Annotated in this window: 15 protein-coding genes; 10 read left to right on the top strand and 5 right to left on the bottom strand. The window is 65.2% G+C overall.

The genetic code is table 11. The features are described from left to right. Window positions 1-77 precede the first annotated feature (77 nt). Genes hemW through rph form a run of 3 tightly spaced genes read right to left on the bottom strand, consistent with a single transcriptional unit; the run spans window position 78 to window position 2,581 of the window. Entirely contained in the window at window positions 78-1,235 is a 1,158-nt protein-coding gene (hemW, locus tag JQ632_RS14940) for a radical SAM family heme chaperone HemW (protein WP_212403212.1), read from the bottom strand. After that, window positions 1,222-1,857: an RdgB/HAM1 family non-canonical purine NTP pyrophosphatase gene (gene rdgB, locus JQ632_RS14935; RefSeq protein ID WP_212403210.1), complete on the bottom strand. Its 636-nt coding sequence runs from the start codon at window positions 1,855-1,857 to the stop codon at window positions 1,222-1,224. Before rdgB ends, hemW begins: the two co-directional genes overlap by 14 nt. A 10-nt stretch (window positions 1,858-1,867) precedes the next feature. Next, a complete protein-coding gene (gene rph / locus JQ632_RS14930) occupies window positions 1,868-2,581 on the bottom strand; it encodes a ribonuclease PH (protein WP_212403208.1) in 714 nt (237 codons plus the stop codon). Window positions 2,582-2,731: 150 nt separating this feature from the next. Here rph and hrcA point away from each other — a divergent pair, with 150 nt between their 5' ends. Then, window positions 2,732-3,820 (top strand): heat-inducible transcriptional repressor HrcA, encoded by a 1,089-nt coding sequence (gene hrcA / locus JQ632_RS14925; RefSeq protein WP_212403206.1) that lies wholly within the window; start codon window positions 2,732-2,734, stop codon window positions 3,818-3,820. Window positions 3,821-3,916: 96 nt separating this feature from the next. After that, complete coding sequence (grpE, locus tag JQ632_RS14920; RefSeq protein WP_212403204.1) at window positions 3,917-4,531, top strand: nucleotide exchange factor GrpE; 615 nt, start codon at window positions 3,917-3,919, stop codon at window positions 4,529-4,531. Window positions 4,532-4,651: 120 nt separating this feature from the next. On the opposite strand, the gene pncA is transcribed toward grpE, so the two are convergent. Continuing rightward, entirely contained in the window at window positions 4,652-5,374 is a 723-nt protein-coding gene (gene pncA / locus JQ632_RS14915) for a bifunctional nicotinamidase/pyrazinamidase (protein ID WP_212403202.1), read from the bottom strand. 177 nt (window positions 5,375-5,551) lie between these two features. Further along, window positions 5,552-6,502 (bottom strand): hypothetical protein, encoded by a 951-nt coding sequence (locus JQ632_RS14910; protein WP_212403200.1) that lies wholly within the window; start codon window positions 6,500-6,502, stop codon window positions 5,552-5,554. A 414-nt stretch (window positions 6,503-6,916) separates the two neighbouring features. Here JQ632_RS14910 and dnaK point away from each other — a divergent pair, with 414 nt between their 5' ends. The 8 genes from dnaK to JQ632_RS14870 all read left to right on the top strand — a co-directional run bounded on the left by dnaK (window position 6,917) and on the right by JQ632_RS14870 (window position 14,483). Then, entirely contained in the window at window positions 6,917-8,818 is a 1,902-nt protein-coding gene (dnaK, locus tag JQ632_RS14905) for a molecular chaperone DnaK (protein ID WP_212403198.1), read from the top strand. Between the two features lie 238 nt (window positions 8,819-9,056). Beyond that, window positions 9,057-10,190: a molecular chaperone DnaJ gene (gene dnaJ / locus JQ632_RS14900; protein ID WP_212403466.1), complete on the top strand. Its 1,134-nt coding sequence runs from the start codon at window positions 9,057-9,059 to the stop codon at window positions 10,188-10,190. A gap of 88 nt (window positions 10,191-10,278) precedes the next feature. After that, window positions 10,279-10,878 carry a class I SAM-dependent methyltransferase gene (locus tag JQ632_RS14895; protein WP_212403196.1) on the top strand — a complete coding sequence of 200 codons (600 nt, stop codon included), beginning with the start codon at window positions 10,279-10,281 and terminating at the stop codon, window positions 10,876-10,878. Window positions 10,879-10,937: 59 nt separating this feature from the next. After that, window positions 10,938-11,516: an NADPH-dependent FMN reductase gene (locus tag JQ632_RS14890; protein WP_212403194.1), complete on the top strand. Its 579-nt coding sequence runs from the start codon at window positions 10,938-10,940 to the stop codon at window positions 11,514-11,516. 6 nt (window positions 11,517-11,522) lie between these two features. Further along, window positions 11,523-12,233, top strand: a complete 711-nt coding sequence (pyrF, locus tag JQ632_RS14885) for an orotidine-5'-phosphate decarboxylase (protein ID WP_212403192.1) — start codon at window positions 11,523-11,525, stop codon at window positions 12,231-12,233. 26 nt (window positions 12,234-12,259) lie between these two features. Next, on the top strand, window positions 12,260-12,565 hold the full coding sequence (locus JQ632_RS14880) for a DUF1330 domain-containing protein (protein ID WP_212403190.1): 306 nt from the start codon (window positions 12,260-12,262) through the stop codon (window positions 12,563-12,565). Window positions 12,566-12,830: 265 nt separating this feature from the next. After that, window positions 12,831-13,646, top strand: a complete 816-nt coding sequence (dapB, locus tag JQ632_RS14875; RefSeq protein ID WP_212403188.1) for a 4-hydroxy-tetrahydrodipicolinate reductase — start codon at window positions 12,831-12,833, stop codon at window positions 13,644-13,646. Window positions 13,647-13,859: 213 nt separating this feature from the next. Next, complete coding sequence (locus tag JQ632_RS14870) at window positions 13,860-14,483, top strand: 2,3-bisphosphoglycerate-dependent phosphoglycerate mutase (RefSeq protein WP_212403186.1); 624 nt, start codon at window positions 13,860-13,862, stop codon at window positions 14,481-14,483. The last annotated feature ends 216 nt before the right edge of the window (window positions 14,484-14,699 follow it).

Genomic DNA, 14,699 nt, shown 5'->3' with positions numbered 1-14,699 from the left:
CAGGATAACGCGCGAGCCAATCTAGCACATCGGGCCGTCAACCGCCGGAAATCCCGGCGGTTCGCTTATCAAAGCCTTTACGCCGCCAGGTCAGCGACGACAGCATCCAGCACGGGGAAACCACTGCTTGTCACGCGCAGGCGGCCAGTAGCATCGACGGTGATCGCGCCTTCCTCCCGCAATAGCGCGATGCGCCTGGGGTCGAGCGAGCGGCCGGCGAGCGCGGCGTAGCGCTTGGGATCGATGCCCTCGGCGAGCCGCAATCCCATCAGCAAGAATTCGTCGGCGCGCTCTTCGCTGTTGAGGAGATCGTCGGTGACAACGCCATGGCCGTTGGTCTCGACCCGCATCAGCCAGGCTTCGGGGCGCTTCTCGGTGGCGGTCGCGTGCCTGACGCCGTCGATGTCGAGACGCCCATGCGCGCCGGGACCGATGCCGGCATATTCCTCGCCGCGCCAGTAGACGAGATTGTGCCGGCACTCGGCGCCGCGCCGCGCGTGATTGGAAATCTCGTAGGCGGGAAGCCCGAGCTTGTCGCAGGTCTCTTGCGTCACATCGTAAAGGATGCGCGCGAGTGACTCGTCCGGCGTCTTCAGCTTGCCGGCCTGGTGCAGGCCGTAGAACGGCGTGCCTTCCTCGATGGTGAGCTGATAGAGCGACAGATGCTCGGCCGCCTCGTCGATGGCATGACGGAGCTCGTCGCTCCACATCGCCGGCGTCTGGTCGGGGCGGGCATAGATCAGGTCGAACGAATAGCGGTCGAACGAGCGCCGCGCGATGGCGACGGCGTCGAGCGCCTCGCGCGCAGAGTGCAAGCGGCCCAGCATCTTCAGCGAAGCGTCGTCGAGCGCCTGCACGCCGAGCGAGACGCGGTTGACGCCGGCGGCGCGATAGCCGGCAAAGCGCGTGGCTTCCACGCTGGTGGGGTTTGCTTCCAGCGTGACTTCGACATCGCCGGCGACGTGCCAGTGCTTGCCGATCGCGTCGAGCACCGCGCCGACCGTTGCCGGCTGCATCAGCGACGGCGTGCCGCCGCCGAGGAAGATCGAGGTGACCTCGCGGCCGGGTGCGCGCTGCGCGGTGGTTTCGATCTCGCGGGCGAAGGCGCTGGCAAAGCGCGCCTCGTCGATCGCGGCGTGGCGGACATGGCTGTTGAAGTCGCAGTAAGGGCACTTCGACAGGCAGAATGGCCAGTGCACATAGACGCCGAAGGCGTCCTTGTCAGCGCGGCTCAAGGCAGATCTCCGCCAGTTTCACGAAGGCGCGGGCGCGATGCGACAGGCCGAGGCCGAGCGGCGGCAGGCCGTGCTTCTCGATGCTCTCCATTTCGCCGAAGGTGCGCGTGTGGCCGTCGGGCAGAAACATCGGATCGTAGCCGAAGCCGGCGGTGCCGCGCGGCGGCCAGACCAGCGTGCCGTCGACGCGCGCCTCGACCTCTTCGCGGTGACCGTCGGGCCAGGCGACGCAGAGCGCGGAGACGAAATGGGCTCTTCGGCGGTCGGGCGCGGTCGCGCCGCGCTCCTGCAACAGCCGCTCGATGCGCGTCATCGCCGCGGTGAAGTCCTTGGTCGGTCCCGCCCAGCGCGCGGAAAAGATGCCGGGCGCGCCGTCGAGCGCGTCGACCACGATGCCGGAATCGTCGGCAAAGGCCGGCAGCTTTGCGGCTTGCGCCGCTGCGACCGCCTTGATTCCGGCATTGCTGCGAAAGTCGTGGCCGGTCTCCTCGGGCTCGCCGAGGCCGAGCTCGCCGGCCGACACCGCTTCGATGCCGTGCGGTGCCAGCAGCTCCCGCATCTCGGCGAGCTTGCCGGGATTGTGGGTGGCGATGACGAGCTTGCCTGTGATTCGGCGGGCCATGGCCTATTGACTATGCCACCGCAAGTTTCTGCAAGTCCACCAGACGCGCCACACCCTTGCGCGCCAGCGCCATCAGCGCCAGGAACTCGTCTTGCGTGAACGGCTCGCGTTCCGCGGTGCCCTGCACCTCGATGATGCGGCCGTCGCCCGTCATGACGAAATTGGCGTCGGTCTCGGCTTCGGAATCCTCGGCATAGTCGAGGTCCAGCACCGGTGTGCCCTGATAGATGCCGCAGGAGATCGCGGCGACGTTGTCGCGCATCACGTTGGCCTTGATCATGTTGCGCGACTTCATCCAGTTGATGCAGTCGGCGAGCGCGACCCAGGCGCCGGTGATCGACGCCGTGCGGGTGCCGCCATCGGCCTGGAGCACGTCGCAATCGACCGTGATCTGGCGCTCGCCGAGCGCTTCGAGGTCGACGATGGTGCGAAGCGAGCGGCCGATCAGGCGCTGGATCTCGACGGTGCGGCCGCTCTGTTTTCCCGCGGAAGCCTCGCGACGGGTGCGCTCCAGCGTGGCGCGCGGCAGCATGCCGTATTCGGCGGTGACCCAGCCGCGGCCCTGGCCCTTTAGCCACGGCGGCAGGCGCTCTTCCAGCGTGGCGGTGACCAGCACATGGGTGTCGCCGAACTTCACGAGGCAGGAGCCTTCCGCATATTTGACCACGCCGCGCTCCAGCGTCACGGGGCGCAATTCGTCGGGCGCACGGCGGCTTGGCCGCATGGGAATCCTCCAAAACTCACGGGAAAATGCTGTTCGCGGTGCTTGTATGTGGGGGAAGGGTGGGCGGCAAGGCCTTTTCGGCCCAAATGCGCGCTTGTCAGAGCGCCCTTGGATAGACAAATTATCAGCAACTGAGAGGAGTTAACGTCTGTGGCCCATCACGATCCGATTCATCTGATCGCGTCGCGCGCAGGCCTTGCCCAGCTCAACGAACGTTCGCGCGACATCTTTCGTCAAATTGTCGAGAGTTACCTCGCGACCGGCGAGCCCGTCGGCTCGCGCAATATTTCGCGGCTGATCGCGGTACCGCTGTCGCCGGCCTCTGTCCGCAACGTCATGGCCGATCTGGAGCAGCTCGGCCTGATCTATGCCCCGCACACCTCGGCCGGCCGGTTGCCGACGGAACTCGGCCTGCGCTTCTTCGTCGACGCCCTGATGCAGGTCGGCGACCTCACCGACGCCGAGCGGCAGGCGATCCAGAGCCAATTGTCCTCCGTCGGCCAGGCGCAGTCGGTCGAGGCCGCGCTGGAGGAGGCGCTGACGCGGCTCTCCGGCCTGACGCGGGCGGCCGCCGTGGTGCTGACGCCAAAATCCAACGCGCGGCTCAAGCACATTGAGTTCGTCCGCCTGGAACCGGAGCGGGCGCTGGTGATCCTGGTCGGCGAGGACGGCCAGGTGGAGAACCGCGTGCTGACGCTGCCGCCCGGGGTTCCGGCCGCGGCCCTGATCGAAGCCGGCAATTTTCTCAATGCGCGGATCCGCGGCCGCACGCTGGCGGAAGCACGGCTCGAGCTCGAGACCGCGCTGGCGCATGCCCGCGCCGAGCTCGACCAGCTCACCCAGAAAGTGATCTCGGCCGGCATCGCGAGCTGGTCCGGCGGCGAGAACGAGGACCGCCAGCTCATCGTGCGCGGCCATGCCAATTTGCTCGAAGACCTGCATGCGCTGGAGGATCTGGAGCGGGTGCGCCTGTTGTTCGACGACCTCGAGACCAAGCGCGGCGTGATCGATCTGCTCGGCCGCGCGGAACACGCCGAGGGCGTGAGGATCTTCATCGGCTCGGAGAACAAGCTGTTCTCGCTGTCCGGCTCCTCCACCATCATCTCGCCCTATCGGGATGCCGCCGGTCACATCGTCGGCGTTTTGGGCGTGATCGGTCCGACGCGGCTGAATTATGCCCGCGTGATCCCGACCGTGGACTATGCCGCCCGCATCGTCAGCCGCCTGCTGGGCGGCTGAGGCGCGTTTTTCGCCGATCACGGGCGCTTGATTTTCGCGCCGCAAAGCACGATATCCCGGCCAGAAACTCCCCTAACTGAGACCGAGAAGCAGCCGATGACCGATCGAGACCGGCAACCCGAAGACACGACCGCGGCAACCGGCGAGCCCGTGGTGTCAAAGCCTTACGTGATGCCCGACGATCCCGAGCCCGGTTCTGTCGAGCTGCTGCAGAAGGAAGCGGCCGATGCGCGCGACCGGATGCTGCGGACGCTTGCCGAGATGGAAAACCTGCGCAAGCGGACCACCAAGGAAGTCGCCGACGCCAGGCTCTACGGCATCACCGGCTTTGCCCGCGACGTGCTCGACATCGCCGATAATCTGCAGCGCGCGCTCGACGCCGTTCCGGCCGAGGCGCGTGCCGCCGCCGATCCCGGCCTGACGGCGCTGATCGAGGGCGTGGAACTGACCGAGCGCTCGCTGCTCAACGCGCTGGAAAAGCACGGCGTGAAGAAGTTCGATCCGCAGGGTCAGAAGTTCGATCCGAACTTCCAGCAGGCGATGTTCGAGGTGCCCGATGCGTCGGTGCCGTCGGGCACCGTCGTGCAGGTCGTGCAGGCCGGCTATCTGATCGGCGAGCGCGTGCTGCGCCCGGCGCTGGTCGGTGTGTCCAAGGGCGGCGCCAAGGCCGCGCCGGCCGCCAACACCAACGAGCCGAACAGCGCGGCGTAAGTTTGAACGTCATTCCGGGGCGATGCGAAGCATCGAGCCCCAACGCGCAATTGCGCATTGTGGAATCTCGAGATTCCGGGTTCGGCTCTTCGAGCCGCCCCGGAATGACAAGCTGCTATCTTACGCGCTCATTGCGATATCGCCGGACTGAATCCGCTTGACGCCGGCCTTGGCCATATCGGCCCAGGCTTTTGCGAGCGAGCCCTGCGTGTCGATGCCGCGGCAGGCGTCTTCCACCACATAGGTCTCGAAGCCGGCCTTGCGCGCGTCGAGCGCGGTCCAGGCGACGCAGAAATCTGTCGCCAGGCCCGCAACGAAGACGCGCTTGATCTTGCGGCCCTTGAGATAACCGGCGAGGCCGGTCGAGGTCTTGCCGTCGGCTTCGACGAAGGCCGAGTAGCTGTCGACGTCCTTGTGAAAACCCTTGCGGATGATGAGCTCGGCGTGCGGGATCGCAAGATCCTTCGACAGCGAAGCGCCGTCGGTGCCCTGCACGCAATGGTCGGGCCACAGCACCTGCTTGCCGTAGGGAAGATCGACGGTCTCGAACGGCTTCTTGCCGGAATGCACCGACGCAAACGAGATGTGTCCCGGCGTGTGCCAGTCCTGTGTCATCACCACGTTCGCGAACGCCTTGGCCATCTTGTTGATGACCGGCACCACCTGCTCGCCTTCCTTCACGGCGAGGCTGCCGCCGGGCAGGAAGCAGTTTTGCACGTCGATCACGAGCAGCGCCGACGCCTCGTCCGGCTTGATTGATGCCGCCGCCCAGAGCGGGGCAGGAACGAGGGTTGCGAGCGTTGCAGTCGAAATCCCGAACAGCACCTTGCGTCGATCAAGCATAGTCCGTCTCCCTCCAAGATGAACCCGACGGGGAGGGAGCGTAGTTCCATTTGTGTACAAACAAAAGCCCGAAAATGCGGCCTGGCTTGGTCAACGTGTAGGCTTGCTGGCCGGACAAATCCCCGCCGGGACGACACCGAGCAGGTTGGTTGGTCGGTCGTCGCGCGATGACCTTTGCTAGCCCTTCGGCTGGATGCCGTCGCGCACCGCGCGGAAACGGGTGAAGGCGTCGGACCACTGGCTGCGCGGGGCGCTGGCGATGATGCGCAGCGACGTGCCGCCGCCGAAGCGGATCCACTGCACCACCGTGACCTCGGTCTTGTCCTTGCCGCTGACGCCGTCGATCCGGGTCTCGAAGCCCGGCGTGCCGCTGATGCGGACCGGCTCGGACATGGTGACGCGTACCTCGCGCAGGCCCGGGATCTGCTGCGCAGCCTCCTGCGCGAAGCGGGCACGGTCGTCCGCATTCTGCGGCGTCGAGCCGATCAGGCTGATGATCATGAACGGCTTGGTTTCGAGACTGGCGGTCTCGTCGCCGTCCGCCAAGACGATGCTGGCGCCGGGCGCGATCATGCGCACGTTCTTGAAGTTGCCGAGATCGCTGATCTTGAACGGCATCGTCGCAAGCTGCTCGTCGACCGGCACCTCCTTGCGCGTGACCGCTGTGGCAAACATCTGCCGCACCGCCTCGTCGGTGTAGATCTTGGCGGCGTTCTCCGGGATCTGCACCGCGACATAGCCGGAGAAGCCCTGGCCCGGCACGATCATCGAATAGCGCTTCACGGTCTCCGCACCGTTCTTGCCGGTCTCGACGGTGAAATAGGCGAGGCCCGCTTGGGTCTCGATCTTGTCCGGCTTCATCGCGGTGGTGCCGGCGGGATTGGCCTTGAGGGCGTTTGCGACCTCGCCATAGGCATCCGCCGGCAGCTCGGTGACCAGCACCTTCACGCCTCCGTCGCCGCTCTCAAATCCCGGAAAAGTCTTGGCTGCATTCAGGCCGATCAGCGGGACCATCCCGAGGCGGGCTCCCGACGGGAAGACGGGATCGGCGGCCAAGGCCGGGGCAATCGCCGAAACGGCGGAGATGACGACGAGGGCGAGCGCGGTCAGCAGGCGAATGGGCTTCATGAAGACTCTACTTGGTTCACATTGAGGCCGTTCGATGGACGGCCATCGGGCCCCTTTGTCGCGGTGGGAGCCCAAGGATCGATCAAGGGTCGGATCAGGGGGGCGATCCGGTCGCCCCGCCTTTTAGCGGGTTTGGCGTTCCCGCAACAGGGCGGGTCATCGGGCCCGGCCGGGGCCGGGTGGCCCGCAACCTGTTGATAAACCCTCACCCGCAAGGGGCCGGGTAGCCCGATACGATCCTCCAAAACCCAATGTTTTCACGGCCGAAACGTGGTTTCGGTCCTTGCGGGCAGGTCCCCCCCTCCTATATGAGCCTCAATCATCGCAATATCGCGGATGTTTGATCTTAGGGGGTTTGGATCGGGTGCCTTCTGGGCCCAACCAACCTGCCGCAAAAACAAGGATATCAGGACCATGGGAAAGGTCATTGGGATCGACCTCGGCACCACGAATTCGTGCGTCGCCGTAATGGATGGCAAAAACGCCAAAGTCATTGAGAATTCCGAAGGCATGCGCACGACGCCTTCGATCGTCGCCGTCACGGATGATGGCGAACGCCTCGTCGGCCAGCCCGCCAAGCGCCAGGCCGTTACCAATCCCGAGCGCACGTTCTTCGCAGTGAAGCGCCTCATTGGCCGCCGCTACGACGACCCGATGGTCGAGAAGGACAAGAAGCTCGTTCCCTACAAGATCGTGAAGGCTTCCAACGGCGACGCCTGGGTCGAGGCCGACGGCCAGACCTACTCGCCCTCGCAGGTCTCTGCGTTCATCTTGCAGAAGATGAAGGAGACCGCGGAAGCCCATCTCGGCCAGAAGGTCGATCAGGCGGTCATCACCGTTCCCGCATACTTCAACGACGCCCAGCGCCAGGCGACCAAGGACGCCGGCAAGATCGCGGGCCTCGAAGTGCTGCGCATCATCAACGAGCCGACCGCGGCCGCGCTCGCCTATGGTCTGGACAAGACCAAGGCCGGCACGATCGCCGTGTACGACCTCGGCGGCGGCACGTTCGATATTTCCATTCTCGAAATCGGCGACGGCGTGTTCGAGGTGAAGTCGACCAATGGCGACACTTTCCTCGGCGGTGAAGATTTCGACATGCGCCTGGTCGGCTATCTCGCCGACGAGTTCCAGAAGGAGCAGGGCATCAACCTGCGCAACGACAAGCTCGCTTTGCAGCGCCTGAAGGAAGCCGCTGAAAAGGCCAAGATCGAGCTGTCGTCGACGACGCAGACCGAGATCAACCTGCCCTTCATCACGGCGGACCAGACCGGGCCGAAGCATCTGACCATGAAGCTCACCCGCGCCAAGTTCGAGGCGCTGGTCGACGACCTCATCCAGAAGACCGTCGAGCCCTGCCGCAAGGCGCTGAAGGACGCCGGCGTCACCGCCGGTGAGATCGGCGAAGTGGTGCTGGTCGGCGGCATGTCGCGCATGCCGAAGGTCCAGGAAGTCGTGAAGCAATTGTTCGGCAAGGAGCCGCACAAGGGCGTCAATCCCGACGAGGTCGTCGCGATCGGCGCTGCGATCCAGGCCGGCGTGCTCCAGGGCGACGTCAAGGATGTGCTGCTGCTCGACGTGACCCCGCTGTCGCTGGGCATCGAGACGCTGGGCGGCGTGTTCACCCGCATCATCGACCGCAACACCACGATCCCGACCAAGAAGAGCCAGGTGTTCTCGACCGCCGAGGACAACCAGAACGCGGTCACTATCCGCGTCTTCCAGGGTGAGCGTGAAATGGCGGCCGACAACAAGATGCTCGGCCAGTTCGACCTGATGGGCATTCCGCCGGCCCCGCGCGGCATGCCGCAGATCGAGGTGACCTTCGACATCGACGCCAACGGCATCGTCAACGTGTCCGCCAAGGACAAGGCGACCGGCAAGGAGCAGCAGATCCGCATCCAGGCCTCCGGCGGTCTGTCCGAAGCCGACATCGACAAGATGGTCAAGGACGCCGAAGCCAATGCGGCCGCCGACAAGAAACGCCGCGAGGCGGTCGACGCCAAGAACCATGCCGATGCGCTGGTGCATTCCACCGAGAAGGCGCTTGCCGAGCACGGTTCGAAGGTCGCCGAGACCGAGCGCCGCGCCATCGAGGATGCCGTCAGCGACCTCAAGGAAGCGCTGAAGGGCGACGATGCCGAGGCGATCAAGGCCAAGACCAACACGCTGGCCCAGGCTTCGATGAAGCTCGGCGAGGCCATGTACAAGCAGCAGGCCGAGGCCGACGCCAAGAAGGATGCTGCCAAGGACGACGTCGTCGACGCGGAGTTCACCGAGGTCGACGACGACAAGACCAACAAGAAGTCCGCCTAGAGCCCGCGAGGGTCATGATGCGGACGGCTTGGACCCATATCGCGAACGCCTCCCCCCACAAGGGGGAGGCCGTCGTGCCGGGTCAGACGGGACGCGTCCGCGTTACGATCGATCAACTCCCAGCCGTTATTCTGAACGCTGCTTTGCCGTCCTCTGCCGCAGGGCGTGAGGGCGCTCGTATCGTCGCGTGGCGACGTTGTTCCACCCCGACCTGAATTGCGACGAGACCGGGTTCAACATGTCCACCAAGCGCTGCTATTACGAAACCCTCGAAGTCGAACGGACCGCCGACGATTCCGTACTGAAATCGTCGTTCCGCAAGCTGGCGATGAAATTCCATCCCGATCGCAATCCGGGGGATGATACCAGCGAGGTGCGGTTCAAGGAGATCAACGAGGCTTATGAGATCCTGAAGGACAAGGACAAACGCGCCGCCTACGACCGCTACGGACATGCCGCCTTCGAGCAGGGCGGCGGCTTCGGCGGCGGCGGTGCCGGCTTCGGCGCGGGCTTTGCGTCGTCCTTCTCCGATATTTTCGAGGATCTGTTCGGCATGGCCGGACAACGCGGCCGTGGCGGCCGCGAGCGTGGCGCGGACCTGCGCTACAACATGGAGATCACGCTCGAGGAAGCCTTTGGCGGCAAGACCGCGCAGATCGAGATTCCGGTCTCGGTCACCTGCGAAGCTTGCTCGGGCACCGGCGCCAAGGCCGGGACCAAGCCAAAGACCTGCTCGCATTGCGGCGGCGCCGGGCGCGTGCGGCAGTCGCAGGGCTTCTTCACGCTGGAGCGGACCTGTCCCGGCTGCCAGGGCCGCGGCCAGATGATCGAGGATGCCTGCCCGTCCTGCTCGGGCCAGGGCCGCGTCACGCGCGAGCGGACGCTGTCGGTCAACATTCCGCAGGGGGTCGAGGACGGCACGCGGATCAGGCTCGCCGGCGAGGGCGAGGCCGGTGTGCGCGGCGGTCCGTCCGGCGACCTCTACATCTTCCTGTCGCTGGCCCAGCACCAGTTCTTCCAGCGCGACGGCGCCGATCTGCATTGCCGGGTGCCGATCTCGATGGTGACCGCCGCGCTCGGCGGCGAATTCGAGGTCCCGACCATCGACAAGGGCAAGACCAAGGTGAAGGTCCCGGCCGGGACCCAGTCCGGCCGTCGATTCCGCATTGCATCAAAGGGCATGCCGGTGCTCCGCTCGCGCCAGATGGGCGACATGTACGTCCAGGTTGCGGTCGAAACACCCCAGAACCTCACCAAGAAGCAGCAGGAATTGCTCGCGGAGTTCGAAAAATTGTCCTCCGGCGCCACGCAGCCGGAATCGGTGGGCTTTTTCTCCAAGGTCAAGGATTTCTTCGGTAATCGGGCGACCTGACCCGGCTTGACCATACCGCTTGTCACCTATAGGTCTTTATGACCATTTTCTGACACGCCGCGGTGACGCGGTCCCGTCCGGTCCTGACATGCCATTGCAATCGTCCGTGCGTGCGTCGAAGAAGCCCCGTCTTGACGACGAGGTTCGATTCCTCCGCTCATGGATAGAAAAGCCGCTGCACATGGGCGCGGTGATGCCGTCGGGCAAGCTGCTTGCCCGGACCATGGCGCATTACGTCGACGTCGATTCAGATGCACCGGTGGTCGAGCTCGGCCCCGGCACCGGCGCAATCACCTCGGCCCTGATCGAGCGTGGGGTCGATCAGAAACGTCTCGTCCTCGTCGAATATAATCCCGGCTTCTGCGCGCTGCTGCGCGACCGCTATCCGCGGGCCAAGGTCTTGCAGGGCGATGCCTATCGTTTGCGCGATACGCTCCGGAACGTCCTGGGCGCGCCCGCGTCCGCCGTCGTCTCCGGCCTTCCGCTGGTTACCAAACCGATGCTGACGCGCCTCAGGCTGATCCGCGACGCCTTCACGGCGCTCGCGCCCGGCGCGCCCTTCGTGCAGTTCACCTATTCGGTGGCGCCGCCGATCCCCAAATCGCTGCCCGGCGTGTCCACAGAGGCCTCGGAGCGGATCTGGATGAACCTTCCGCCCGCCCGCGTCTGGGTGTATCGCAAGGACTAATTCCGCCGGCTTCGTCCTTCGCGCGGCGGGAGTTGTTTTCGCCGAACGCGCTGTATTGGATGCCCGCACCAAAGATCCTGGTCATTCCCGGCTCGCTGCGCACCGGTTCGCACAATGCGAAGCTGGCGGCCGTGGCCGCTTATGAATTCACCCAGGCCAACGTCGACGTCACCCGCATCTCGCTCGCCGATTTTCCGCTGCCGATCTATGACGAAGATCTCTATGCGAAATCCGGCGTGCCGAAGAACGCCCTCAATCTCAAGCGCATGATCGGCAGCCATCATGGCGTGCTGATCGTCACACCCGAATACAACGCCTCCGTCCCGCCACTGCTCAAGAACGCGATCGACTGGGTCAGCCGCGTGCAGGATCCGCATGAGAGGCGCGGCGATGTGTTTCGCAATCGCGCCTTTGCGCTGGCCGGTGCATCGCAGAGCCGGCTCGGCGGCAGCCGCGCGCTGATGGCGCTGCGGCTGATCCTGACCTCGTGCCACGCCAATGTGATTGCCAGCCAGCTCGCGCTGTCCTTTGCCGACCAGGCCTATGACGATATGGACAGGCTGAAGAACCAGAGCGATATCGACGCGCTGAAGGAGCTGGTGCGGCAGTTGATCGACATTTCCCAACGCATGATGTGAGGTGACATGACGCAAGCCGAAATCGCCCCGAAAGACCGCCTGATCGTAGCGCTCGATTTGCCGAGTCCTGCCGCAGCGGAGGCGATGATCGACCGGCTCGGCGACAGCGTCACCTTCTACAAGATCGGCTATCAGCTCGCTTATGCCGGCGGCCTGCCGCTGATCGGCAAGCTTGCGAGCCAGGGCAAGAAGGTTTTTGCCGACCTCAAGATGCACGACATCGGCAACACGGTGGCACGCGGCGTCGAGAGCATCGCCAAGTCGGGCGCGACCTTCGTCACCGTGCACGCCTATCCGCAGACCATGAAGGCCGCCGTCGAAGGGCGCGCAGGGTCAAGCCTCAAGATTCTCGCGGTGACGGTGCTGACATCCTACAACGACGACGATCTGCACGCGGCCGGTTACCGGATCGGCGTGTCGGAACTGGTCGAGGCCCGCGCCCAGCAGGCGCAGGTGCTCGGCGTCAACGGCCTCGTCTGCTCGCCGGAGGAGGTGGGCAATCTGCGCAAGATCGTCGGCCACCAGATGGAGCTCATTACTCCCGGCATCCGGCCCGCGGGATCCGCGACTGGCGACCAGAAGCGCATCATGACGCCGGGCCGCGCGATCGCCGCGGGCGCCGATTATCTCGTCGTGGGACGGCCAGTGGTGGAGGCCGCCGATCCGAAGGCGGTCGCAGACGCGATCCATGCCGAGATCGCGCAGGCTTTGGGTTAAACAGCAGAACAAGAAAGGGAACGAGAATGGCTGCAAAAGGCTACTGGATCGGACGCGTCGACGTGCACAATGACGATGGCTACAAGCCCTATGCGGCGGCCAATCTCGCGATCTTCAAGACGTTCGGCGGTCGCTACGTCGTTCGCGGCGGCAAGTTTACCGGCGTCGAAGGCCAGAGCCGCGCGCGCAACGTCGTGATCGAATTCCCGGACTACGAGGCCGCGCTCGCCTGCTACAACTCACCGGAATACCAGGCCAATATCAAGGTCCGTCAGCCCCACTCGATCGCCGACCTCATCATCATCGAGGGCTACGACGGCCCGCAGCCGTAGGGCTGCTTTCTTACCCTCCCCTGGAGGGTGAGGGTCGGCACGCGATCGAGCGAAGCGAGGTTGCGTGACGGGGTGGGGTGATCTCTCCACTCGGGCACTGTTTGTCGCGGAGGGACTGTCACCCCACCCCGCTCGCGCTCCGCGCGATCGACCCTCCCCCTCCAGGCCCTCCAGGGGAGGGTGGGAGCGTTCGTTTTCACTAGGTGCCCCCTCGGTTGCCGGAACTGCGTCCCCCCGCTACAACGGCCACGAAGAGGATCACACCATGTCCGACATGCGCTTGATTGTTGCAGGAGCCGGCGGCCGGATGGGCCGGGCGCTGACACGGGCGATTTCCGAGAGCAAAGGCGCGGTGCTGGCCGGCGCGCTGGAGGCGCCGGGCTCGGAACTGCTCGGCAAGGACGCCGGCGTGCTGGCGGGGCTCCCGGCCAACGGCATCAAGCTCTCGGCCGATCTCTGGGCGATGTCGAAGGACGCCGACGGCATCCTCGATTTCACCGTGCCGGCGGCCACGATCGCCAATGTCGCGATTGCGGCCGAGCGCGGCCTCGTTCACGTCGTCGGCACGACCGGCCTGTCCGCATCCGACAATGCCGTGATCAAGAGCGTCACCAACCGCGCCGTGGTGGTGCAGTCCGGCAATATGAGCCTCGGCGTCAATCTGCTCGCCGCGGTGGTCAAGCGCGTGGCCAAGTCGCTCGACGAGACCTTCGATATCGAGATCGTCGAGACGCATCACCGTATGAAGGTCGATGCGCCCTCGGGCACCGCGCTCATGCTGGGCCAGGCGGCGGCCGCCGGCCGCGGCATCCCGCTCGACGATCATTCGGCGCGTGGACGCGACGGCATCACCGGTGCGCGCCGGAGCGGCGATATCGGTTTCGCCTCCTTGCGCGGCGGCACCGCGGCCGGCGATCACAGCGTGAGCTTCCTCGGGCCGTTCGAGCGCCTGACGCTGTCGCATCACGCCGAGGACCGCATGCTGTTCGCGCATGGTGCGCTGAAGGCGGCGCTCTGGGCGCACGGCAAGAGCCCGGGACACTACTCGATGGCCGACGTGCTCGGCCTCGCCGACTTCTGAACGAACTGGATGATTGCTCGTTCTCACCGCAAGCTCCCTTCACCTCTCCCCAATGGGGAGAGGTCGATTTGCGCAGCAAATCGGGTGAGGGGGCTCAGGTCCCTCGAGGGACCACTCCCCTCACCCGGCGCTACGCGCCGACCTCTCCCTATGGGAGAGGTTCGGCACTGTCGATGCCGCAATAGTCAAACTTAGTTCCGTATGGAAGGTAAGATGAGCGAACGTCTTCTCGTGCTCGTGCGCCACGGCCAGAGCGAATGGAATCTGAAGAACCTCTTCACCGGCTGGAAGGATCCTGATCTCACCGAGCAGGGTGTTGCGGAAGCCAAGGAGGCCGGCCGCAAGCTCAAGGCGCATGGGCTTGTCTTCGACGTCGCCTTCACCTCGGTGCTGACGCGCGCGCAGCACACGCTCGATCTCATCCTCACCGAGCTCGGCCAGACCGGCCTGCCGACATCGAAGGACCTTGCGCTGAACGAGCGCGACTATGGCGATCTCTCCGGGCTCAACAAGGACGACGCGCGCAAGAAGTGGGGCGAGGATCAGGTGCACATCTGGCGTCGCTCCTTCGACATTGCGCCGCCCGGCGGCGAAAGCCTCAAGGATACGCTGGCGCGCGCGCTGCCCTATTACGTGCAGGAGATTCTTCCGGCGGTGCTCAACGGCAAGCGCACCCTGGTTGCCGCCCACGGCAACTCGCTGCGCGCACTGATCATGGTGCTGGAAAAGCTGTCGCCCGAGGGCATCTTGAAGCGCGAACTCGCCACCGGCGTGCCGATCATCTATCGCCTCAACGCGGATTCGACCGTGGCGTCGAAGCTGGATCTGGCGAGCTGATCGATTTCCTTCGCCTCTCCCCGCTTGCGGGGAGAGGCCGACGCGCGGAACGCGCGGCGGGTGAGGGGGACTCTCCACGAGTCCATCTGTCTCCGTCCCTGCGGAGACTCCCCCTCACCCCAACCCTCTCCCCGCAAGCGGCAGGGGAATCGCATATGGGTTTTCGCTAGCTATTGCATTGTAAGGCAAGACGGATTCTGAAGACGACTCCCGGGT

This window comes from Bradyrhizobium liaoningense (genome assembly GCF_018130955.1).
Taxonomy (GTDB): domain Bacteria; phylum Pseudomonadota; class Alphaproteobacteria; order Rhizobiales; family Xanthobacteraceae; genus Bradyrhizobium; species Bradyrhizobium liaoningense_C.
This window is presented reverse-complemented; position numbering and strand designations above follow the sequence as displayed.